This is a genomic window from Ruegeria sp. HKCCD6647-2, from assembly GCF_057221075.1.
In genome coordinates this window covers 475,002-496,781 of the sequence record NZ_JBWVBD010000001.1, presented here as the reverse complement: position 1 = coordinate 496,781, position 21,780 = coordinate 475,002, and the positions used below count along the sequence as shown (strand labels likewise).

The window sequence follows — 21,780 nt, the reverse complement described above, 5'->3', positions numbered from 1 at the left end:
ACCTAGGGGAAGTTTGCAAAAGGTAAAGATCAGGCTTTGGGGTCAGATACAGATCGCGCCTTGCCGCGTTCGAGACCCAGTTGCCGTTCGCGCCAGATAACCAGCGCGTTGCCCGCAATCACCAGCGCTGCACCGGCCAGCATGACCAGCGTCGGCAATTCATCAAACCACACATAGCCAATAAATATCGCAAACAGCATGGTGGTATAGTCATAGGGTGCCAGCATCGAAGCCTGCCCGAACCTGTAGGACGAGGTCACGAGAATCTGAGCAACGCCGCCGATCAGGCCCATTCCGATCAGGATTGCGGCTTGCTGAAGGGTGGGCACGGTCCAGCCGAAGAAGGCCGTCAGCCCGGACAACAGCGTCGCCGTCAGCGAAAAATAGAACACGATCGCCGCCGGATGATCGACCTGTACTAGTTGCCGGATGTGGATCTGCACAAAAGCGCGGGCAATCGTTGCGCCCAGTACGCAGAGCGCGCCAATTGTCGCGGCGGTTTCCATGTTGCCACCGCCCAGCCGTGGCCAGATCATGATCAGCACCCCGACCAGACCAATTGCAACCGCTCCGATGCGGATCATGCGGATGCGTTCCCCCAGCATGAATGCCGCCAGAATCAGGGTAAAGATCGGGGTGGCATAGCCGATTGCGGTCACTTCGGGCAGGGGAAGCAGGCTGAGGCCGGTAAATGTCAGACCCATGGCGCCGGTGCCAAGAACGCCGCGCCAAAAGTGGCCCATGGGTTTCTTGACGACAAAGCCATGGGCCAGCTCTCCTCGTGCGATCAGCCAGATGACGATCACGGGGATGGCGAACAGCGACCTGAAAAACACCATCTCCCCCGGAGGGAAATCATCGGACAAGGCTTTGACCAGCGCTGACATGGATGTGAACAGCATCAACGCGGCCAGTTTCAGACCCACGGCCAGAACGGGTCGATGCGATGTTAACGATTTTGCCATCGGCGCGACCCTGCGCCTTTGTGGCGGAAAGATCAACGGCTTGAATCAGCGGGTGACCCAGGATTGCGGCAAGGCGCTGCCGATCTCTTCGGCAAACTCTTCTAGGAAGCGGATCATGCGCTCGGTCCTTTGCTGCGCGATCTGTTTTCCCGCCTCGGTCAGCATCTCGTCAGGCAGGTTCAGCAGTTTGACTTTCCAATGGTCGACCGAGAAATGCAGATCATCCAGCGGCCGGTTTTCCGCAAACGGATCGGCCGGGTCATACAGCGACCGCCCGAGAGCACCCGAAACGGAGAAATTACGTGCAACGCCGATTGCGCCCAGCGCATCCAACCTGTCGGCATCGCGAAGGATACGGGCCTCGTCCGTTTCCGGGGCGATATTGGCCGAGAAACTGTGCGCTTCAATTGCGTGCTGAATGGCGCGGATCTGAGCCCGACCATAGCCCAAATCGGCCAGAATAGGCTCTGATTCCACGGCCGACCGACGTGAGGCCAAATGGCGATCAGGGTCGTCCTTGGACATATTCACCAGGTCATGCAGGTAGCTGGCGGCCATCAACACCGGCATATCTGTATCAGGATCCGCAATGGCCTGAGCATTGACCCAAACACGATCCAGATGGGCCAGATCGTGCGCGGGGTCCGTCTGCATCCGCTGCGCGACGATACCGCGCAACCGCCCTCGCAGGTCAGCCGATCCGTCCACGGTTCTCTCCGATCTGGCCGCGATGCAGCAGCAGGTGGTCGAGGATGACGCAGGCCATCATCGCCTCGCCGACCGGCACGGCGCGGATGCCGACGCAGGGGTCGTGGCGGCCTTTGGTGACGATCTCGGTTTCCTCGCCCGATTTGGTGATGGTCTTGCGGGTGGTCAGGATGGACGAGGTCGGCTTGACCGCAAATCGGACCACAACATCCTGCCCGGTTGAGATACCTCCCAGAATACCACCTGCGTGATTGGAGCTGAATTGCGGTCCGTCCTGACCCATGAAAATCTCATCGGCATTGGCCTCGCCGGTCAGTTCGGCGGCGGCCATGCCCTCGCCGATCTCGACGCCCTTGACCGCATTGATCGACATCATTGCAGCGGCCAAATCCGTGTCTAACTTGGCGTAAACCGGTGCGCCGAGGCCCGCGGGTATGCCCCGAGCGACCACTTCGACCACTGCACCGACCGAGTTTCCGGATTTACGCAAATCGTCCAGATAAGCTGCCCAATTGCCTGCCGACTGCGCATCGGGGGTCCAGAACGGGTTCTGCTCGATCTGCGACCAGTCGAAGTTGTCGCGGTCGATTTTGTGGGGGCCCATCTGCACCATATAGCCAGTAATCTGCACGTTGGGCGCGATCTGTTTGATCGCTTCGCGTGCCAAACCGCCCGCGGCCACACGCGACGCGGTTTCACGGGCCGAACTGCGCCCGCCGCCGCGATAGTCACGAATGCCGTATTTCTGCCAGTAGGTGATATCGGCATGGCCCGGACGGAACTTGTCCATGATGTCGCTGTAATCTTTCGAGCGCTGATCGGTGTTTTCGATCATCAACTGGACAGGCGTGCCGGTGGTCTGGCCTTCGAACACGCCGGACATAATTTTCACCTGATCGGGCTCGCGGCGCTGCGTGGTGAACTTGTTCTGTCCCGGTTTACGCCTGTCCAGCCAGTGCTGGATCATGCTTTCATCGATCTCGACACCCGGAGGGCAACCATCGACGGTAGCGCCAAGCGCGGGACCATGGCTTTCGCCCCAGGTGGTGACGCGGAAGAGGTGGCCAAAACTGTTCATCGACATGGGGCATGCTCCTTTGAGCGTTGTGATTAGCGGGCAAGGCTCGTGGCCTCAAGCGGATTTGCGGCTGGCAGAACGTGTCGCGCCGCCTTTCAGGCGACGCGTTTGAGTATTTTTGAAAAGATGAAGATCAGGCCGCTTGCCTGAGGGCGGCGTGCGTTGCCGTGATCTGCAGTGCGGCTTGTGCGGCCTCGCGCCCCTTTTGGACGAAGTGGTCGCGGTATATGGCGTTGTGGTGATCGGTCTCCTGATATTGGTGCGGTGTCAGGGAGACCGACAGGACTGGCACTCCGGCATCGAGACCCGCGCGCATCAATCCGTCGACGACGGCCTGCGCCACGAAATCGTGCCTGTAGATGCCGCCATCCACCACGAAGGCGGCGCAGGCCACAGCGGCATAGCGACCGGTCTGAGCCAATTCGCGGGCCAGCAGAGGCATCTCGAACGCGCCGGGGACGTCGAAAACATCGACCTGTTCAGCGGGGATGAGTTCCAGAAACCCTTCGAGGGCGCGGTCGACGATATCGGAATGCCAGTTGGCTTTGACAAAAGCATAGCGGGTGTGTGTCATCATGATCTCCTTAGCAAAACAGACACTTCACCCAAGGCGATCACGAACAGCCGCGTCGCTTGGCGACACGCTGCGCGTTCTCTTTCATCCGGACTGTAACCGTCGGCTCTGGCCTCTCACCAGATCTGCTGACACCCCGAAAACGGGGTCGCTCGCGGGCTTACGGGTCACGGCCCGCATACCGCCGGTGGGGAATTCCGCCCCGCCCTGAGAACAGTCCGAACTTGCCAAGGGAACGGCCGGTCTGCAAGAGAGATCGAAAGGAGGACAACCATGCACCCAAACCCTGCCTTTCGCGCGGAGGATCGCGCACGCAACGTGGACTTTGCGCGCCACCGCGCCTTTGGCGTACTCGCTGTATCCACGGTCGGGGCACCGTTGCTCAGCCATGTGCCGTTTCTGTTGTCCGAGGATGGCCGGAACGTGGAGCTGCACCTGGTGCGCTCCAACCCGATCGTCCGGGTGTTGGGCGAACCAAAAACCGCGCGAATCGCGGTGACCGGCCCTGATGGTTATGTATCGCCAGACTGGTACGGATTGGACGATCAGGTGCCGACGTGGAACTATATTGCGGTGCATCTCACCGGACGGCTGGAGCTGCGTCCCCAAGAAGACCTCAGGGGAACGTTGGATCGCCAGTCAGCGTTCTTTGAAGATCGCCTGCGTCCCAAACTGCCATGGAACCCGAGGAAAATGACGGATGAAGCTTTGGAAAAGCTCATGCGGATGATTGTTCCATGCCGCCTGTGCGTTGAAGATATTCAAGGGACGTGGAAACTGAACCAGAACAAACCCGAGGACGCACGCCTTGACGCCGCAGATCAGATCGAAGCTGCAGGGTTCGGCAGCGACGCGGAATGGCTGGCCGCGCTGATGCGCAAGGCGTGACCAGCCCCTGGCGCTATTGCGCCGAAAATGTCGCCAAGTAGGCCGCAATATCGTCCGCGCCTTTCTTGAGCTTGACGGACATGTTCGGGCGTGCGGTTTCGTCGTCCAGATAGTCCTTGATGAACCCGATCGGGTCCTTTGAGTAAGCGGCGATGTTGTCTTCGGTCCAGACGAGGCCTTCTTCGCCAGCGCGGATCATGTCGTCGGTGAACATGCCGATGGGCAGCCGTTCGCTTCCGTAGCGATAGTCGCTCTCGGAGCCGGCGACCCGTCCGACCACGCCGTAGAGATTCGGCCCGGTGATACCGCCTTTGACCAGAACTTCGCCGTTCTTGATGATCGCGTGGCAGGAAGAGCAGCGGTTATAGAGTTTTTCACCTTTGGCCGGATCGCCCGCTGCGAGACCCTGAGCAGCGGTTGCGACCGTGAACAGCAGTGCGGTTGCGGTTAACTTTGACATGAGGGCGCTCCTGTTTCGCAAATACCTGATTGCGCCTTGGGGCATTCAGGCAGAGGGTGCAACAGGAAACCAAACGCAAGTAGTGTTTCGGAAATATCTATTTTATATTAACAATTTAGCGTCAGAAAAATCACGCTAAAGTTGAAACTGGCGCGGCGATTTTGTGGCAAAATTTGGGTCATAGTGCTTGACGCTCAACCGCGATGCCAAGCCCGGCTTAAGCCGTTGAACCGCTTTCTGCGCGCGGGCGAATCACATAGTGCTGGCGCTGATACTCATGTCGAATTCATGAGTCTGAAAGTCGTGAAACCTTGAATTTTGGCCCTTTCGTTGTGACATGAATGCCCAGATGCGGCGTAGTGCGCGCCTATGACCGCTGGACGAACCGTTTTCTCCCGGCTAGATAGCCGCGATGAGACGCCGCTTTGATGCGGTGCTGATGCATGTTTGCCCGAAACCCGGGCGCTGGAATCGGAGAAAACCTCGTGTCCCACGCAGAAGACCACGAAGGCACCCGCAGAGATTTCCTCTACTACGTCGCTGGCGGCGCAGGTGTCGTCGCGACGGGTGCAGCCGTATGGCCCCTGATCAACCAAATGAACCCATCGGCAGACGTTCAGGCGCTGTCCTCGATCCGCGTGGATGTGAGCGGGGTTGAGCCGGGCACGCAGCTAACCGTCAAATGGTTGGGCAAACCCGTGTTTATCCGTCACCGCACCGGTGCCGAAATCGCGGAAGCACAACAGCAGGACGAAGAGGGTCTGGCCGCGTTGCCTGATCCGCTGGCCCGCAACGCCAACCTGAACGCCGACGCCCCTGCAACCGATGCAAACCGCGTGATGCCATCGCCGGAAGGCGAAGCGCCCGGTGCATGGATCGTGCAGATGGGCGTGTGTACCCACCTTGGTTGCGTTCCTCTGGGGGATGCAGGCGATTTTGGCGGGTGGTTCTGCCCCTGCCACGGCTCGCACTACGACCTTGCCGGCCGCATCCGTAAAGGCCCCGCGCCTGAGAACCTGCCCGTTCCGCCTGCGGAATGGACCGACAACACCACCATCAGACTCGGCTAAGGGAGACCCAGATGTCCGGAATTCCCCACGATCATTACGAGCCGAAGACAAACGGCGAGAAGTGGCTGAACAGCCGCCTGCCAATCGTCGGCCTGCTGTATGACACCCTCATGATCCCGACCCCCAAGAACCTGAACTGGTGGTGGATCTGGGGTATCGTCCTGGCGTTCTGCCTGGCGCTGCAAATCGTTACCGGTATCGTTCTGGTGATGCACTACACCCCCCATGTCGATCTGGCCTTCGCCAGCATCGAACACATCATGCGCAACGTGAATGGCGGCTATATGCTGCGCTACCTGCACATGAATGGCGCATCGCTGTTCTTTGTCGCGGTTTACATCCACATCTTCCGCGGTCTGTTCTACGGCTCGTACAAAGCCCCGCGTGAGATCACGTGGATCATCGGAATGCTGATCTATCTGATGATGATGGGCACCGCCTTCATGGGCTATGTTCTGCCCTGGGGTCAGATGTCCTTCTGGGGTGCGACCGTGATCACCGGCCTGTTTGGTGCGATCCCGTTCGTAGGTGACGCGATCCAGACCTGGCTGCTGGGCGGACCGGCGGTGGACAACGCCACGCTGAACCGCTTCTTCTCGCTGCACTACCTGCTGCCGTTCGTGATTGCGGCGCTGGTGATCGTGCACATCTGGGCCTTCCACACCACCGGCAACAACAACCCGACAGGTGTTGAAGTGCGCCGTGGTTCGAAAGCCGAAGCCGAGAAAGACACGCTTCCGTTCTGGCCGTACTTCGTGATCAAGGACCTGTTCGCGCTGGCCGTGATCCTGGTTGTATTCTGGGCCGTTGTCGGCTTCATGCCGAACTACCTGGGCCACCCGGACAACTACATCGAAGCCAACCCGCTGGTGACACCTGCACACATCGTGCCTGAATGGTATTTCCTGCCGTTCTACGCGATCCTGCGTGCCTTCACCGGTGAGGTCTGGGTTGTGCAGATTGCCAGCTTCGTCACCGGCGGCATCATCGACGCCAAGTTCTTTGGTGTTCTGGCGATGTTCGGCGCGATCCTGGCGATGGCTCTGGCGCCCTGGCTGGATACCTCGAGCGTGCGTTCGGGCAAGTACCGCCCGATGTTCAAATGGTGGTTCTACCTGCTGATCATCGACTTCTTCGCCCTGATGTGGCTGGGGGCGATGCCCGCCGAGGAACCCTATGCGACCTTCTCGCTGATCGCCTCGGCCTACTGGTTCGCTTATTTCTTCGTGATCCTGCCGATCCTGGGCGTCATCGAAAAGCCCGAGCTTCCGCCAGAGACCATCGAAGAAGACTTCAACGCGCATTATGGCAAGGCTGACGCCGAAGCCACGCCGGCCGAGTAAGAAGAGGGACCGGAATCATGTTCAAGAAACTTGCAATCGGCGCCGCGTTTGCTCTGGCCCTGACCCCTGCTGCATCCTTTGCAGCAGGTGGCGGCGAGCAGCATATCGAGGACTTCGCGTTCTCGTTCGAAGGCCCCTTCGGCACCTACGATCAAAACCAGCTCCAGCGTGGCCTTCAGGTCTACACCGAGGTTTGCGCGGCCTGCCACGGCCTGCAATACGTGCCTTTGCGTGACCTCGAAGCGCTGGGGTACTCGGAAGAAGAGGTCATCGCGTATGCGGCTGGCAACTTCGAAGTGTTCGATCCGGAACTGGATGATTTCCGCCCGGCGATCCCGACCGACCATTTCCCGGCCAACACCAGTGCAGGCGCGCCCGATCTGAGCCTGATGGCAAAGGCGCGCGCCGGTTTCCACGGACCTTATGGTCTGGGTATCAACCAGTTGTTCAAAGGTATGGGCGGTGCGGAATACATCGCTTCTCTGCTGGATGGCTATACTGGCGAGGAAAAGGAAGAAGCGGGCGCGGTTCTGTACGAAAACACCGCCTTCCCCGGTGGCTGGATCTCGATGGCACCACCGCTGTTCGATGAACAGGTCGAATTCGCTGACGGACACGCAAACTCGGTCGAGGCAATGTCCGAAGATGTTTCCGCGTTCCTGATGTGGGCGGCTGAACCCAAAATGATGGACCGCAAGAATGCTGGCTTTGTCGGTGTTCTGTTCCTGACTGTTCTGTCGGTGCTGTTGTATCTGGTCAACAAGCGCCTGTGGGCACCGGTGAAAGGGAAAGAGCACTAAGGCTTACACCCCTACTTGCAATTGAAATCCCCGGCGCCCTACGGCACCGGGGATTTTTTTATGGCGGGTCGGGAAGGGGCCAGCCCCTTCTTGGCCTGCGGCCCATTCATCCCCGGGATATTTTTTAGCCAGGTGAAGATGCGCGGTGTATCAGGCCAGCAGTTGGGTAGTGGTTGATCCAGTGATCCTAGCCGGAACGATCCGCCCTTCAGGCTGCGGCGCGGCGAACATCACTTCGGTGAATTGCTCGGTCCGGCCCATATGGGGATTTTCCATCAGAATGCGGTGGGATTTGCCGATCTGCGCGTTGAGGTGTTTGGTGATCTGGGCGTCTCCGGCCGTACGCAGACGGGCGGCGCGGTTCTTGATCACGTTGCCGTTGACCTGTTGCGGGATGCGTGCGGCTGGCGTGCCTTCGCGTTTGGAATAGGGGAAGACGTGCAGCCAGGTCAGATCGCAATCGGTAACCAGCTTCAGCGAGTTTTCGAAATGCGCCTCGGATTCGGTTGGGAAGCCCGCGATGATATCGGCGCCAAATGTCATGTCGGGCCGCAGCTTGCGAGCCTCTTCGGTGAACCGAATGGCGTCATCCCGCAAATGCCGGCGCTTCATGCGTTTCAGGATCAGATCGTCGCCATGTTGCAGGGACAGATGGAGATGCGGCATCAGGCGCGGTTCGGTGGCGATAGCCTGCATCAGGTTCTCGTCCACTTCGATCGAGTCGATCGAGCTGATGCGCAGGCGGGGAAGGTCCGGCACGAGTTTGAGAATCCGCATGACCAGATCGCCCAGTTTCGGTTGCGCCGGAAGATCCGCGCCCCATGAGGTCAGGTCAACGCCGGTCAGCACGACCTCGTTGTAGCCCCGGTCCACCAACCGTTTGATCTGATCCACTACAACGCCCGCGGGGACACTGCGTGAGTTGCCGCGCCCGTACGGGATGATGCAAAAGGTGCAGCGGTGATCGCAGCCATTCTGGACTTGTACATAGGCACGAGAACGGGTGCCGAAGCCATCGATAAGGTGACCCGCGGTTTCGGTCACGGACATGATGTTGTCGACTTGAACGGCTTCGGATTCACCGATGAAATCCGCCGCCATACCTTTCCAGGTTTCGGGCTGCATCTTCTCGGTATTGCCGATGACCGCGTCGACTTCATCCATCGCGGCAAAGGTCTGGGGTTCAGTCTGCGCGGCACAACCGGTGACGATCAGGCGCGCACCTGGGTTCTCCCGACGCAGCTTGCGAATTTCCTGCCGGGCCTTGCGTACGGCTTCGGCGGTTACGGCGCAGGTGTTGACAACTACAGCGTCCTGTAGGCCGGCCTGCTGCGACAGCTCTTTCATCGCCTCGGTCTCATAGGCGTTCAGGCGACAGCCCAGGGTGGCGAACTTGGGCGGGTTCATCCCAGAGACTCCAGAAATTCGGGGGTCAGGGTCCCCGAAAAGACATGACAGGTCGGGCCGGTCATCCATACCCCGTCCTTGCGCCAGTCGATCCATATCGTGCCGCCGTCCAGATCAATCCGAACCTTTCGCCCCGTCAGACCACGCCGCGCCGCCGCCACGGCCGTCGCGCACGAGGATGACCCGGAGGCCAGCGTGATTCCCACGCCACGCTCCCAGACACGCATTCGGATGTGGTCCGGATCAATCACCTGTGCGACCTGCACATTGGTGCGCTCGGGATAGAGCGGGTGATACTCGTAACGGGAACCGAACTCTTCCAGAGGAATCGCTTCTGCGTTTTCCACAAAGAACGTGCAATGCGGATTACCCATTCCGGTAGCTGTCGGGCCACCTTCGATCGGCAGTTCCAGCGTGTCCATTTCTTCGGCCAGCGGAATCTCGTTCCACTTCAACTGCGGCTGCCCCATGTTGACCGAGGTGAGGCCATCACCCGCGTCCCGCGCCAGCAGCTTGCCGCGTTCCGTGGTCAGCACCAGTTCGTCCTTACCCTGCTCGTCCATCAAAAACCGAGCGATGCAACGCGTGGCATTTCCACATGCCGCCGATGTCGAGCCATCAGCGTTGTAGAACACCAGATGTGCGTCCGTGTCTCCGTTCCCGATCACCGCCAGCTGATCAAAACCAACACCGAATTGCCGGTGTCCGATTCCCTTCGCCAAAGAGGTCGTGATCGCCGCATCGTGCCTGCGCGCGTCCACAATGACGAAATCATTGCCCAGCCCGTGCATCTTCATGAAGGGCAATCCGGTGTCGTGTGAGTGTTGCATGGCGGGCATATAACGATGGCTGTGAAATGAATCCACCCTGTCGCGCAGATTCCTGAAAAAAGGGGTTGACCCCCCCGCGCCACCTGCCTAATTAGGCCGCCTATCGGGACGCCGGATCCACTTCAAGTGATGGCGAAACGAGGTGCAAATAAGGTCTTGAACCCGGTCGGGTAAATACCTTACAGAGCGCCACGGATCTATCAGATCCAACAAAGAGTGGGCCGTTAGCTCAGTTGGTAGAGCAACTGACTTTTAATCAGTGGGTCGCAGGTTCGAATCCTGCACGGCTCACCACTTTTTCCCCGATTTTCTCTCTCTTGGTGCTTGTGGGTGCGCTTCGAAAACTACTCATCAAGGTTTCCAAAGTTCTGTTCGCCACCGGATCGCAACGTTCCCGGCCTGCCAAGTGATCTGTTGAACTTGGTGCTTCGCTTGCGCCTTGGGCACCAGGGGAGGTAGGTCACAACATACATGCATCCTGAATCTCAATTGGCCCTAACAGGTTGCGGTCCGGTGTGGTTTCTATAAGTAGAAACGGGTGGGTCACGAAGCCCGTGGCACCTCGCAGGTCCTGTTTTTTCTTAACAATGCACGTACCGGATGGCCAAGATACCACTATGGAAACTCAAGCGGGAGCTGGCTCGCCTTGGTCGTAAGATCGCCTATGCGCCGGTCGAGTTTTTTCGCACGCTTTATGTGAGGCGGGCATATGATCTGACACGCACCCGGAAAACGCGACTCCATGCCGGCCAACAGGCCGCCACAAGTGAAATTGGCATTTACCTCATATTTCCGAAAGACGGTGTTCTGCCATCGCATGTATCCGCGTTGAAAGACATGATCAAAGCGGGTGTCACCCCCTTCGTCGTTTCGAACCTGCCGCTTGAAACGGAGGATCTGGAGCGCCTGTCACCATATGCCTGGCAGATCATGGAGAGGCCGAATTTCGGTTATGATTTTGGTGGCTATCGTGACGCCGTACTGGAGTTGGCTCCCAAGCTGCACGATTTGGATCACCTGTGGATCATCAACGACTCCGCCTGGTTCGTACCGCAGACGCGAAGCTGGTTCGATTGTGCGCGCGACCTTGGGGTCGATTATTGCGGTGCGACGTCGAACTATGCCATGCCCAGAGTGGATCCTGAGCGTTTTCGCGAGATTTCGTGGAATTTTCGAACCGACCACAGGAATTTCCACTATGCTTCCTATGCGCTTGGGATTGGCCCTAGAATTCTGCGCGATCCCGCTTTTCTGTCCTATTGGAAAAAACTGGAGATCCGAAACGACAAGACCCGAACAGTGAGGCGAGGTGAGATCGGATTGACCCAATGGGTGATCAAACGCGGATACAGCCACCGCGCGACCTGCGAAGTGGACAAGCTCGATACCGAGCTGTCGGAAATGCCGGACGACGAAATTGATCGCATAACACGGGAGTTGGTCATGTTGGACGACAACCGGCTGGAGCAGATCAAGTCGGATGTACTTGCATCAGATCACACCAAGGCAAAGGGGCGTGCCGACCGGATCGCATTCATCCTTGCTGCCGTGTCCCGGCGAGCATCGGGATATGCCTTAGCCGGCTATTTGCTTCGGCGCAAGGGCTTCCAATTCCTCAAGAAATCGCCGCTTTGGCTGTCCAAGGACGGCGCACGCGTGACACTGCGGATCATCGAACAAATCGACGGGGAACGCGGTGCCGAAATCGCGCGTGAAGCGAGGCGGCTAACGCCTTTCGCCTAATGCCCGACGTTGCCGCGGTGTCAGGACGGATTGACCCGGTCGACCAGACGCCGCAGGGGCATGGCCTCTATCGGATCGTTGGCTAAAGCGGGTCGTTGATTGTCTGAGATCCGGCCGCAGGGGTGAGTGTCAATCAAAAGCAAGAGATGAGCTCCAGGAGCAGCCCCGAACGCGTGGTCTTGCATATCTTTGGCAACTCGTCCAATTGGATCGATATTTGTCAACGCGTTCGGGATAACCAACTTTGACCGCTGAAAGCCGCCGCCACGACACGATTACCGGGCGATGATCAATTGACAATCGCGGTTGCGCATCCTGCTTACTCTGTTGTAACAGCCAACCAAATCTGTGTCTGTGATACCAGCGGCAGACCCACCGCTCGGGTCTCGCACGGAGTTCCGGCGTGAGTGGAGATTGACCACGCAATTTTCAAACAGATACTTCTTAGCGCATCGCCGAAGAAGTTGGAGGCGTCTTTATTTCCGGCAGAAGAGTCATAGGCAAATCCATCTGTCCACAATCTGGAAAGATGTTGTTAATGAGTAATCTTAACGTGTTGCCCCGACGGTGGAGGATTCTGTGAAAGTTGCACAAACTGAGTTGCAAGGGGTTCTGTTGCTGGAACCTGCCCGATTTGGCGACGAACGAGGGTTTTTTTCTGAAAGCTGGAACCGAAAAACACTTCTGGCGGAAGGGATCGACATTGATTTCGTTCAGGACAATCATTCGCTTTCAGCGGCTGTGAACACTGTTCGCGGCCTGCATTTCCAGTCGCCGCCGCATGCGCAGGCAAAGCTGGTTCGATGCGGTCGCGGACTGTTTTTCGACGTTGTCGTGGATATCCGAAAAGGTAGCCCGACTTACGGAAAATGGATCGGCGCCGAATTGAGCAGTGAGAATGGTCGACAATTGTTGATACCGGAAGGGTTTCTCCACGGGTTCGTTACGCGCGAACCAAACACCGAAATTGTCTATAAGTGCTCGGATTACTACGCACCGGAATGTGACGGTTCTGTCCGTTTTGATGACCCGGACATCGGGATCGACTGGAAGCTGACCGCAGATCCTGTCTTGTCGGATAAGGACAAGAACGCGCCTTTGCTGAAAGATTTTGACAGCCCATTCGAATACAAGGAACAGACATGAAGCTACTGATTACCGGCGGCGCAGGTTTCATCGGCTCTGCCGTTGTCCGATTGGCCATCAGCAGAGGGCATGAGGTCATCAATCTTGATGCACTAACCTATGCGGGGCGCTTGGAAAATGTAGCGCCGGTCGCGGATAACCCGCTCTACCATTTTGAACATGCCGACATTAGAAACAGGGATCAACTGGATCGGATTTTTGCGCAGCATTCCCCTGATGCGGTGATGCATCTGGCTGCCGAAAGCCACGTTGACCGATCGATCGACGGGCCCGGCGATTTCATCGAAACCAACGTGACCGGAACGTACAACTTGCTTGAGGCTGCGCGCAGCCATTGGGTGGGACGTGGGCGACCTGACGATTTCCGGTTTCATCATATCTCGACGGATGAAGTCTATGGCTCACTTGGTGAAGAGGGCATGTTCACCGAGGAAACTCCGTACGATCCGCGCAGCCCGTATTCGGCGTCCAAGGCTTCATCCGATCATCTGGTGCGAGCCTGGCACGAAACCTATGGTCTGCCGGTGGTTCTGACCAACTGCTCGAACAATTACGGCCCATATCACTTCCCGGAAAAGCTGGTGCCGAAAGTGATCCTCAACGCAATCTCGGGAAAAGAGATTCCGGTCTACGGGCAGGGGCTGAACGTTCGGGACTGGCTCTATGTCGAAGACCATGCAGACGCGCTTTTGTGTGTTCTGGAAAACGGTCAGATTGGTCGCAGCTATAACATCGGCGGCGAAAACGAACGAACCAATATCGAGTTGATTGAAACGATCTGCCGACTGCTGGATCAAAAGCGCCCGGGTTCGAAGCCCTATGAGAAACTGATCACCTTTGTCACCGACCGTCCGGGTCACGATGCCCGTTATGCGATTGACCCTGATCGCATTCGAACCGAACTGGGTTGGCGCCCGTCGGTTACTGTCGAGGAAGGTCTTGAGCGCACGATCGACTGGTATCTGAACAACGAGGATTGGTGGCGCCCGCTGTTGGACCGCGAAGGTGTCGGCACCCGTTTGGGGCGCGGCTGATGGCTGCTGCGATACTCATATTCGGCAAAACCGGGCAAGTTGCACATGAACTGGCCGGGCTGGTCCCTGACGCTGTATTTCTGTCCAGATCCGCGGCAGACCTTTCCGATCCGGAAGCCTGTGCCCGCGCCATCCGCCAACACGCGCCGCGCGCCGTGATCAACGCCGCGGCTTACACCGCGGTGGACAAGGCCGAAGAGGAATCGGAGCTCGCCCACGTCATTAACGGCGAAGCCCCTGCTGCGATGGCCCGTGCAGCGGCAGAGTCGCGATGCCCGCTGGTACATATTTCCACCGACTATGTCTTTGACGGAAAGGGCGCGACGCCAAGATCGCCGGCTGACCCGGTGGACCCGCAAAACACATATGGCCGGTCTAAGCTGGCTGGCGAGCGCGGTATCCGTGCTTCGGGCGCCACACATGTCATTTTGCGTACCTCCTGGGTATTTTCGGGGCATGGCAGCAATTTTCTGAAAACGATGCTGCGGTTGTCAGAGACGCGGGACGCGCTGTCGATCGTGGATGATCAGATTGGGGGACCCACTCCGGCGCGTGCCATTGCCGAGGCCTGCCTGACGATTGCGGATCAAATCCGTGAGGATGCGGGAAAATCCGGAACCTATCATTTTTCCGGTTCGCCGGACGTGAGCTGGAAGGACTTTGCCAGCACGATTTTTGAGGTCGCCGACCGCAAAGTCGATGTCACAGGAATCCCGACCTCGGATTATCCGACTCCGGCAACCAGGCCCTTAAACTCGCGCTTGGATTGCAGCGCGACCGAAGCCGTTTTTGGCGTGGCGCAACCGGACTGGCGCGATGCTACACAAGTTATCATTAATCAACTGCGGCAGAATGGTGAATTTTCATGAGCACTTTCCAGACCCACCCAACCAGCCCCAAAGAGCGCAATGTCACAGATCGCAAAGGCATCATTCTGGCCGGCGGTTCCGGCACGCGGTTATATCCAATTACAATGGGCATCTCAAAGCAGCTTCTGCCGCTTTATGACAAACCGATGATCTATTACCCGATGTCGGTACTGATGCTGGCAGGTATTCGCGAAATTGCCGTGATCACCACGCCGCAGGACCAGGAACAGTTCAAGCGAACCCTGGGGGATGGCAGTCAATGGGGCATCTCTCTGACCTACATTGTCCAGCCCTCTCCGGATGGTCTTGCGCAGGCCTATTTGCTTGCCGAAGACTTTCTGGACGGCGCGCCTTCGGCCTTGGTTCTGGGGGATAACGTCTTCTTCGGCGTTGGCCTGCCGGAAATACTTGCAGCGGCTGATCATCAGCGGGATGGCGGCACCGTTTTTGGCTACCACGTGACCGATCCCGAGCGTTACGGTGTCGTCAGTTTTGACGAAAATGGCAGCGCGGTTGAAATCATCGAAAAGCCCGAGGTTCCGCCATCGAACTATGCGGTGACGGGTTTGTATTTCCTGGACGGCAACGCACCAAAGCTGGCGCGTGAGGTTCAGCCATCCGAACGGGGCGAGCTTGAGATCACGACCTTGCTTGAAATGTATCTGAAAGCCGGAAAGCTGACGGTCAAACGGATGGGCCGTGGCTACGCTTGGCTGGATACCGGTACTCATGCCAGCTTGCTGGACGCCAGCAACTTTGTCCGAACGCTGGAACAGCGTCAGGGTCTGCAAACCGGTTGCCTTGAGGAGATCGCGTATTATCAGGGTTGGATCAATGGCGATGACATCGCCAAGCGCGCTGAGTTGTTCAAGAAAAACGCCTATGGCCGGTATCTGGCCAACCTAATCGCGTCCAACTGACCTCAGTTGCGTTCATTGCCGTTCGGGTTTTAGAAATTTTTTAGGTGCCCAGCTTGGGGGGCACCTAAACCCTATCTACGTATCCAATCCGGATGCAAACTGCCTGTTCCGGGTTCTACCAAGATCAGCCCCGAATGATCTCTTCTGCCACTGCAGGCGATCCTGCGTGCTGGCAAACGAAGCGACAGAACCGGACGGCATAGCCTGTTATGGCCGGAACGGCACCGGGTGAATATTCCGGCTTTGCCAGACACCACGCAGAAAAGACCACTGCTTGGCCCGTTTTCTTGACGAAAACAGCAACACCGGCGACAGCATCTGCACAAGTGCCGTTGCCATTGCCCGACCAAAGGCAAAGGGAACGTTGTGTCTGCGGGCCACGTATATTCTCGATTGCCCCATATGCCACGCTTTCAGGCCCGCAATGGCTGCATTGCGCGGCGAGGAATGACCTCCGGCATGACGCACTTGAGCATCATGAATATAGAATAAAGGACCGCAAACGGCCTTGAGGCGGAGACTCAGATCATCATCCTCGTGGTACATGAAAATCTCGGGATCAAAGCCACCCACTTCTTCGAAAGCCGCTCGGCGAACCAGCAATGCGGACCCCACGAGAACCGGCAGTTCCAGATCAGAATCCGCATGCTTCTGGCGCAAAGTCTCACTGCGTGGAAGAATGACGCTGGATCGCCTGAACAACGGCTTTCCGTGTCCTTTCAGAATAGCCGGATTGAACGCCGAAGCGGCGGGATGGCGATCCGCACCATTTTGCAAGGCTTCCAAGGCACCCGGCAGAAGGCACGAATCCGGATTCAGAAACAAAAGCAAATCCGTCGTTGCCTCGGCCGCGCCAAGGTTGCAGGCTCGGCCAAAACCGGCGTTCTCGGAACTTCTGATCAGGGTGGCGCCACGCGCGTCGGCCAGTTCCTGAATGGTTTCCACATCATCCGACGCGTTATCCACCAGAATGACGCGCACACCCTCGGGAATCGACTTCAGCATTTCCGGCAGGATCTTACCGCTGTTGAAACAAACGGTTATGATGGTGATGTGCGACAATCGGTGTATTCCGTGCATCGTGTGGGAAGTCTGACCCGTTTCATTCTCTTAAACGCCGTTAGGGTCAACCCCCCATCCCGTGCTGACTCGTGAATATCCATAAAAACAAAGTCCGTGCGAAAGTGATCCTCACCCTACATGTGACGCGCAACCTTCGCGCCATATTCTGATCATTGAGCTGAAAACGGAGCGGTTGGATCTTTGTAGCCGACGCAGTGAGCGTCAGACCCAGCGAAAGTGAACACCCTTCATAGGTCGGCATTCATAGTAGCTTGATGGATCCCGCTCTGAAACTGACTTGCACGACCGGCGACGAGCGTCTAAATGCTCGGTTGGCCCGCCTCAATAGCTCAGCTGGTAGAGCAGGTCCTTCGTAAGTAGCGGGTCCATCCGCAATTGACGTTCGAGACCAGTAGGTTAGAGAAGGCGCGCAGTAACTAGTAGGGCCATAGTAGGGCCGTGGAAAAAGAAGGATGCCGCTGTAGCTCAGCTGGTAGAGCACGTCATTCGTAATGATGGGGTCGTAGGTTCGAGTCCTATCAGCGGCACCACCCTTCTCCGATAGCACTCCGATTTTAGCACTGGAATCAACGCCTTCGGAAACTCCGAAGGGTGACGTTTGCGCTATCGATTTTCAGACATACGGGCTAGGCTGCGCTCAGGAATGGCAAACAGAGCTGATCCCGGGGCGTAGTTACCCCTCCGCAAGCGGCCGGTGTCGGCCGAAATGACACCTCCTCGAACCCTATGGTCGGGAGGCACTGGCGTATGTCCAGGGCTCCGGCCTAAAGGCCAGCGCGGTCGTCTTGCGGCGGCTTACTAACTCCCCGGCTGCCAGAGGAAACTCTGGTGGCCGATTTCGTTAGTAGAGGTACCGCTATGAGCAGAAAAATTGCACTGTCTTGTTTGTTTGCAGGCGTGGTGTGTGCGGGTGGTGTTGGCCTTGCTTTGTGCGTATGACTTCAGTGGATCTGAGTAGGGTTGGAAATTTATGGGGTGAAGTTGAAGTTATGGCATTTGAGTAATTTCGACGAGTTCGAGCGCAAAGCCCTTTGGGCTAGTTTCGCACTCTACCTGATAGGATTGTGGGGCAATGTAATGCCAGCCGAAATCGAAGCCGATTTCCTGAAGTGCTATAGCTTCAAATGCGACCGGGGCTGAATCCAGATGGAGAAGCGTATCGGCGTGAAATGCGTGTGTTTCAAAACGAAACTGCCTGATATCCGCAAACCGTGGCGGCGAGTATCGAACAGTCAAAAAGATCACATCTTCACCGCAGTAGTTCACTCGATTGAATGCCGTCAGTTCTAGCTGTCCAGGCTCCTGCTGAAATGTATGAGCAGTGAGAATTCCAGTTACTGGTTCAGACAACTCTATGCGATATGTTGGTTGGTCGTCTTGCCCTTCAAAAGACAAAACAGCTTCAAAGTCGGAGGTTCTAACCCGTTGATCTTCCCAGCCGTAAGTGAACAGCTTTTGACCATCCTCTAGCGCGATGTCTTGGCCAAGGAGCGCCGAAGCAGACAAGAACAAAACCGATATCGTTAGAATTATCTTCATTGGTCTTCAAACCTAGGCGCAGCGACAGAGAATTTGCAAACATTGGAGAAGGTGCCCTCGCGGTGTAAACGCCGAGTATTGTTCCAACGTTGACCATAGCTATCAGTGTCACGATTAATAACTCGGGTTATCGCATCGGTCGCGCTTCGGGTAATGCCGCGATCCGCAACGGTGTGAAGATTGTTATCGACCCAGAAAAATATTGCTGAGCGGACTGCATATTTAGGCTCCGAAAGAAGGTCCGGGTTCTGCTCGAAATCAATGGCCTCTCCGAATAACGCCTCATGATCCCTTGTGAAGGCGCGATAATTTGCTCTTCCGGTAAGTTGCTTCAGGCCACGCCCGCGAAAACGCCAACCATCACCGCTTGCCACGTCTCCATTGCCGATACGATTTGCATATACGCGGTTGGCAATGGCCTCTTGATCGGCCGGGTGATCCGAAGTTCGCCCGAATAGCTGGGCTTCTGCCCGGTTGCGCCGGAAATATGAGAAGATCAGAGGCAGAGCAGTCGCTCGATAGTTGAGGTTTTCTTCCAATCGAATAGAAGGGCCAACTTCCTGTCTCACTTGCCCAAAGAAATGAGCAAGCCGTTCGGGGCTATTCAAATTGCCTGTTACAATCTGCAAGTCGATTTCACGTGCTATAGCGTGCAGTCTTTCCTCGGCTGCATTGGGGAACAAGTCATTCAACATGGTTTTGTTGATGATGTCGCAAACCGCACCATCCGGGAAATTGATGCCCTCGGTCACGGGTTCAGCAAAGCACCTGCAATTAAACCCTTCACCGGGATGACCACCTTCTGGTGGACTGTCCCAAGAAAACACTTGGTCATCGTGTTGCATATGCAGAGAACGAACCCGATCATCGTCGCTGCTGCGCCAAATGTACTCTGCCACGCCCAAACCAGATTGCTGAAACCGCCCATTTAGCCGTTCAGCGTATTGCCGGACAGCAGCTTCTATAACTGGATCGTTGGGGTCCACGGGTACGCCGGAATCATTTAGGCGCGACGTTATAGAATTTGAGAGTTCCACCTTCAGATCAGATGTATCCACCCCTGAGATGTTGATGGATGAGTTTTGCGGAAGACGTTCAGCCTCTCGACGCTTGTTCTGAGGGCATCGTCCATTATCGAAGCAAGCAGGCGCTCTGGTATCACGGTAAACTTGTGATCGAGAACTGCGGGGGTTTTGAGGTGCACGGTAAACTCACGCTGCCCACCCTTGCGTATCCAATTTGCGAATTTTGTTTCATGCTTCATGGTTTGTGCTGCCCTTCAAGGTTAAAGCCGTATTAAAATGGAAGGTTTAATGAAGGGTTTCGGCACCGAACTGCCGACTCCCATCGGTGTTTTCCAACTCCGTCGAAGCGGGGTAGCCTGAGAACAAGCTACTCGGGAAGCCGTCGATGGGGTGGGGTCAATTAGTAGGGTCCTACTAATTGGGTTAGTTGGGCATTAGTAGGGCGTGTTCATCAAAAGCTCTGAAATGCTGTGCGATCACGTCCATAGGCGAAGCCGGAATTAGTCAAGCAATTGTATGGCCTTATGAGGTTTCCTGCGGCGCGATCCGGCTCAGTGCAAAAACTCGACGTCAAAATTCGTAAGGACAAGGTCGGGGGTTCGAGTCCCTCTTGAGGCACCAAATATTGTTACAAATATTAAATTAATCAGTGCGATAGAACGTGCGCCTCTTGTTTCCTCCACCTTACTGACCAAATTTTGTTGGTAGCGTCGCAAGTCGCCCGCAGGAAGCAAGGGGAGACAACGGCCAACATAGTTATGCCGCGCTTCCGTTCGATCTACGGTTTTGTTGCTGCCACGCAAGACGACTTCCCGCCGAACCCGGTGCGGATACTGACGCAGGCCCGGGCGTGGGTGTGGGTTTGACGCGGCACATCCCAGCCACTCTTACTATCAACCAGTTCCAGATCGCAGAGCACCAAATCCATTGATTGATTGGTATCATAGAAGATGTTCCAGACTTTATCTGGGGCGCATCTTTCTTGGAGTCTCATATTATGAAGACCGTTTTCAGCCCAAGCCGATATGCAAACTCGTCACCTTGGGGACGGAGACCAGTCCTTCGCTGCAAGCGCTCGGTGAAGTTGCCGGCGGCACAAAAGCAGACGTTTGGACGTATTCGTTAGGCTAAATTTCTCCGATACCCGGTCTGAACCCGACGCAGCTGAGGCCCTTGTGACCCCTTCTCTAGATCCCAGTCGACTTCCTGCTCGCTCGAAAATCTAATCCTTCGTGGTACAATGCCTTCGACTGAGGGAGGGACTAATGAAATCATTCGTCGTCCTGGCAACGTCAGCGTTGTCTTACCTTTTGTTGAATGCTGGCTTGGCTCATTCGGATGAAAGCGTTCTTGACGCAATTCGCGAGCGAGGTTTTGTGAAATGTGCGATCGGAAACAGGCTGGTCGGCGATACACGTATCGGTTCCGAAGGCTATGAAGGATTTTTCCCCGAGTTTTGCAGGGTTGCGGCCCTGGCCGTCTTCGGTGATCGAAATGCAGTTCAAATGTCGCCAGCTCTGATCCGGGCTGGACTGAAGAGTATAGCACAAGGTGAAGTCGACATATACGTTTCAAATGTCACGTGGACGTTCTCTCGCGATTTCGTGCTTGGGCTGACACCAGCCGCAGTCCTTTTCTACGATGGCCAGGGGTTCATGTCGCACCGCGGAACGATCAGTGGCCGCCTGCAAGAATTGCCCGACGCGTCAGTCTGCGTTTCCCGGGCGACCACAACTATTGGCAATCTCGAGGACTACATTTCGCAGCACGGACTGGGTTGGTCTGTAATGGCCTTTGAATCCTCGCAGGGCCGGAATGATGCGTTTTTTTCCCGCCGGTGCGACCTGCTGACTACAGATCGTTTTGCGTTGGCAACGATGAGAAGCTCCGCATTCGATGACCCTGAAAACTATGTCCTGCACGAAGAAACCATCTCTAAGGAACCGCTGGTTGCCTACGTCTCCACTCGCGACGCAGTGTGGGTAAAAATTGTTCGTTGGGCGTTTCTTGCGACCGTTTTGGCTGAGGAGAAGGGTATTACCCAGTCAAACCTCAAATCGCATCTGGAAAGCACCGACCCCGAAATCCGCCGCTTGCTAGGGCTGGAAGTCGTTGAGGGTACGGCGGCCGCCGGATTGGCCCAGGACTGGGCGCGAAACGTAATCGTCGGGGCCGGTAACTATGGCGAGATCTTCGATAGATACCTAGGTCAAGGTAGCCCGATGAAAATGGACCGTGGGCTCAATCGGCTGTGGCGTGACGGCGGTTTGATGATCAGCCCACCATATCGATAGGGCG

General features: G+C 56.6%; 20 protein-coding genes, 2 tRNA genes and 1 riboswitch. Of the genes, 12 read left to right on the top strand and 10 right to left on the bottom strand.

Going from position 1 to position 21,780, the window contains the following annotated elements; translation table 11 throughout:
* Positions 1-29 precede the first annotated feature (29 nt).
* From AC2TDJ_RS02350 to AC2TDJ_RS02335, 4 genes are all read right to left on the bottom strand, one after another.
* Entirely contained in the window at positions 30-965 is a 936-nt protein-coding gene (locus AC2TDJ_RS02350; RefSeq protein ID WP_480838854.1) for a DMT family transporter, read from the bottom strand.
* A 45-nt stretch (positions 966-1,010) separates the two neighbouring features.
* On the bottom strand, positions 1,011-1,673 hold the full coding sequence (locus AC2TDJ_RS02345; RefSeq protein WP_480838852.1) for an HD domain-containing protein: 663 nt from the start codon (positions 1,671-1,673) through the stop codon (positions 1,011-1,013).
* Positions 1,657-2,757, bottom strand: coding sequence for a chorismate synthase (aroC, locus tag AC2TDJ_RS02340; RefSeq protein WP_480838850.1), 1,101 nt, complete (start codon positions 2,755-2,757; stop codon positions 1,657-1,659). The genes AC2TDJ_RS02345 and aroC overlap by 17 nt, the downstream gene beginning before the upstream one ends.
* Positions 2,758-2,884: 127 nt before the next feature.
* Positions 2,885-3,325, bottom strand: coding sequence for a 6,7-dimethyl-8-ribityllumazine synthase (locus AC2TDJ_RS02335; protein ID WP_480838848.1), 441 nt, complete (start codon positions 3,323-3,325; stop codon positions 2,885-2,887).
* Between the two features lie 72 nt (positions 3,326-3,397).
* Positions 3,398-3,544: riboswitch (FMN riboswitch) on the bottom strand.
* 54 nt (positions 3,545-3,598) lie between these two features.
* Between AC2TDJ_RS02335 and AC2TDJ_RS02330 the strand changes: the two genes are divergently transcribed.
* Positions 3,599-4,213, top strand: coding sequence for an FMN-binding negative transcriptional regulator (locus tag AC2TDJ_RS02330; RefSeq protein ID WP_480838846.1), 615 nt, complete (start codon positions 3,599-3,601; stop codon positions 4,211-4,213).
* 13 nt (positions 4,214-4,226) lie between these two features.
* Here AC2TDJ_RS02330 and AC2TDJ_RS02325 read toward each other — a convergent pair whose 3' ends face one another.
* A complete protein-coding gene (locus tag AC2TDJ_RS02325; RefSeq protein ID WP_480838844.1) occupies positions 4,227-4,673 on the bottom strand; it encodes a c-type cytochrome in 447 nt (148 codons plus the stop codon).
* Between the two features lie 485 nt (positions 4,674-5,158).
* Between AC2TDJ_RS02325 and petA the strand changes: the two genes are divergently transcribed.
* Genes petA through AC2TDJ_RS02310 form a run of 3 tightly spaced genes read left to right on the top strand, consistent with a single transcriptional unit; the run spans position 5,159 to position 7,886 of the window.
* Complete coding sequence (gene petA / locus AC2TDJ_RS02320; RefSeq protein ID WP_480838842.1) at positions 5,159-5,743, top strand: ubiquinol-cytochrome c reductase iron-sulfur subunit; 585 nt, start codon at positions 5,159-5,161, stop codon at positions 5,741-5,743.
* 11 nt (positions 5,744-5,754) lie between these two features.
* Complete coding sequence (petB, locus tag AC2TDJ_RS02315) at positions 5,755-7,086, top strand: cytochrome b (RefSeq protein ID WP_480838840.1); 1,332 nt, start codon at positions 5,755-5,757, stop codon at positions 7,084-7,086.
* Between the two features lie 17 nt (positions 7,087-7,103).
* On the top strand, positions 7,104-7,886 hold the full coding sequence (locus tag AC2TDJ_RS02310) for a cytochrome c1 (RefSeq protein ID WP_480838838.1): 783 nt from the start codon (positions 7,104-7,106) through the stop codon (positions 7,884-7,886).
* A 150-nt stretch (positions 7,887-8,036) separates the two neighbouring features.
* Here the strand turns inward: AC2TDJ_RS02310 and mtaB are convergent, their stop codons facing one another.
* On the bottom strand, positions 8,037-9,293 hold the full coding sequence (gene mtaB, locus AC2TDJ_RS02305; RefSeq protein WP_480838836.1) for a tRNA (N(6)-L-threonylcarbamoyladenosine(37)-C(2))-methylthiotransferase MtaB: 1,257 nt from the start codon (positions 9,291-9,293) through the stop codon (positions 8,037-8,039).
* Positions 9,290-10,132, bottom strand: coding sequence for a diaminopimelate epimerase (dapF, locus tag AC2TDJ_RS02300; RefSeq protein WP_480838834.1), 843 nt, complete (start codon positions 10,130-10,132; stop codon positions 9,290-9,292). The genes mtaB and dapF overlap by 4 nt, the downstream gene beginning before the upstream one ends.
* 209 nt (positions 10,133-10,341) lie before the next feature.
* Between dapF and AC2TDJ_RS02295 the strand changes: the two genes are divergently transcribed.
* The 6 genes from AC2TDJ_RS02295 to rfbA all read left to right on the top strand — a co-directional run bounded on the left by AC2TDJ_RS02295 (position 10,342) and on the right by rfbA (position 15,835).
* A tRNA-Lys gene (locus AC2TDJ_RS02295) sits at positions 10,342-10,417 on the top strand.
* Between the two features lie 306 nt (positions 10,418-10,723).
* Complete coding sequence (locus tag AC2TDJ_RS02290) at positions 10,724-11,866, top strand: rhamnan synthesis F family protein (RefSeq protein WP_480838832.1); 1,143 nt, start codon at positions 10,724-10,726, stop codon at positions 11,864-11,866.
* A 579-nt stretch (positions 11,867-12,445) separates the two neighbouring features.
* Positions 12,446-13,012 (top strand): dTDP-4-dehydrorhamnose 3,5-epimerase, encoded by a 567-nt coding sequence (gene rfbC, locus AC2TDJ_RS02285; protein WP_480838830.1) that lies wholly within the window; start codon positions 12,446-12,448, stop codon positions 13,010-13,012.
* Complete coding sequence (rfbB, locus tag AC2TDJ_RS02280) at positions 13,009-14,046, top strand: dTDP-glucose 4,6-dehydratase (RefSeq protein WP_480838828.1); 1,038 nt, start codon at positions 13,009-13,011, stop codon at positions 14,044-14,046. The genes rfbC and rfbB overlap by 4 nt, the downstream gene beginning before the upstream one ends.
* Positions 14,046-14,915: a dTDP-4-dehydrorhamnose reductase gene (rfbD, locus tag AC2TDJ_RS02275; RefSeq protein ID WP_480838826.1), complete on the top strand. Its 870-nt coding sequence runs from the start codon at positions 14,046-14,048 to the stop codon at positions 14,913-14,915. The genes rfbB and rfbD overlap by 1 nt, the downstream gene beginning before the upstream one ends.
* Positions 14,912-15,835, top strand: a complete 924-nt coding sequence (gene rfbA / locus AC2TDJ_RS02270; RefSeq protein WP_480838824.1) for a glucose-1-phosphate thymidylyltransferase RfbA — start codon at positions 14,912-14,914, stop codon at positions 15,833-15,835. The genes rfbD and rfbA overlap by 4 nt, the downstream gene beginning before the upstream one ends.
* A gap of 207 nt (positions 15,836-16,042) precedes the next feature.
* Here rfbA and AC2TDJ_RS02265 read toward each other — a convergent pair whose 3' ends face one another.
* Entirely contained in the window at positions 16,043-16,915 is an 873-nt protein-coding gene (locus AC2TDJ_RS02265) for a glycosyltransferase family 2 protein (protein WP_480838822.1), read from the bottom strand.
* 457 nt (positions 16,916-17,372) lie between these two features.
* Between AC2TDJ_RS02265 and AC2TDJ_RS02260 the strand changes: the two genes are divergently transcribed.
* Positions 17,373-17,448 (top strand) — tRNA-Thr (locus AC2TDJ_RS02260).
* 457 nt (positions 17,449-17,905) lie between these two features.
* Here the strand turns inward: AC2TDJ_RS02260 and AC2TDJ_RS02255 are convergent.
* Both AC2TDJ_RS02255 and AC2TDJ_RS02250 read right to left on the bottom strand, forming a co-directional pair.
* A complete protein-coding gene (locus AC2TDJ_RS02255) occupies positions 17,906-18,457 on the bottom strand; it encodes a hypothetical protein (protein WP_480838820.1) in 552 nt (183 codons plus the stop codon).
* On the bottom strand, positions 18,454-19,515 hold the full coding sequence (locus tag AC2TDJ_RS02250) for a glycoside hydrolase family 19 protein (RefSeq protein ID WP_480838818.1): 1,062 nt from the start codon (positions 19,513-19,515) through the stop codon (positions 18,454-18,456). Before AC2TDJ_RS02250 ends, AC2TDJ_RS02255 begins: the two co-directional genes overlap by 4 nt.
* A gap of 1,232 nt (positions 19,516-20,747) precedes the next feature.
* Between AC2TDJ_RS02250 and AC2TDJ_RS02245 the strand changes: the two genes are divergently transcribed.
* The gene (locus AC2TDJ_RS02245) at positions 20,748-21,776 is read left to right on the top strand and encodes a type 2 periplasmic-binding domain-containing protein (protein WP_480838816.1); all 1,029 of its coding nucleotides are present in this window, start codon (positions 20,748-20,750) and stop codon (positions 21,774-21,776) included.
* Positions 21,777-21,780 lie beyond the last annotated feature (4 nt).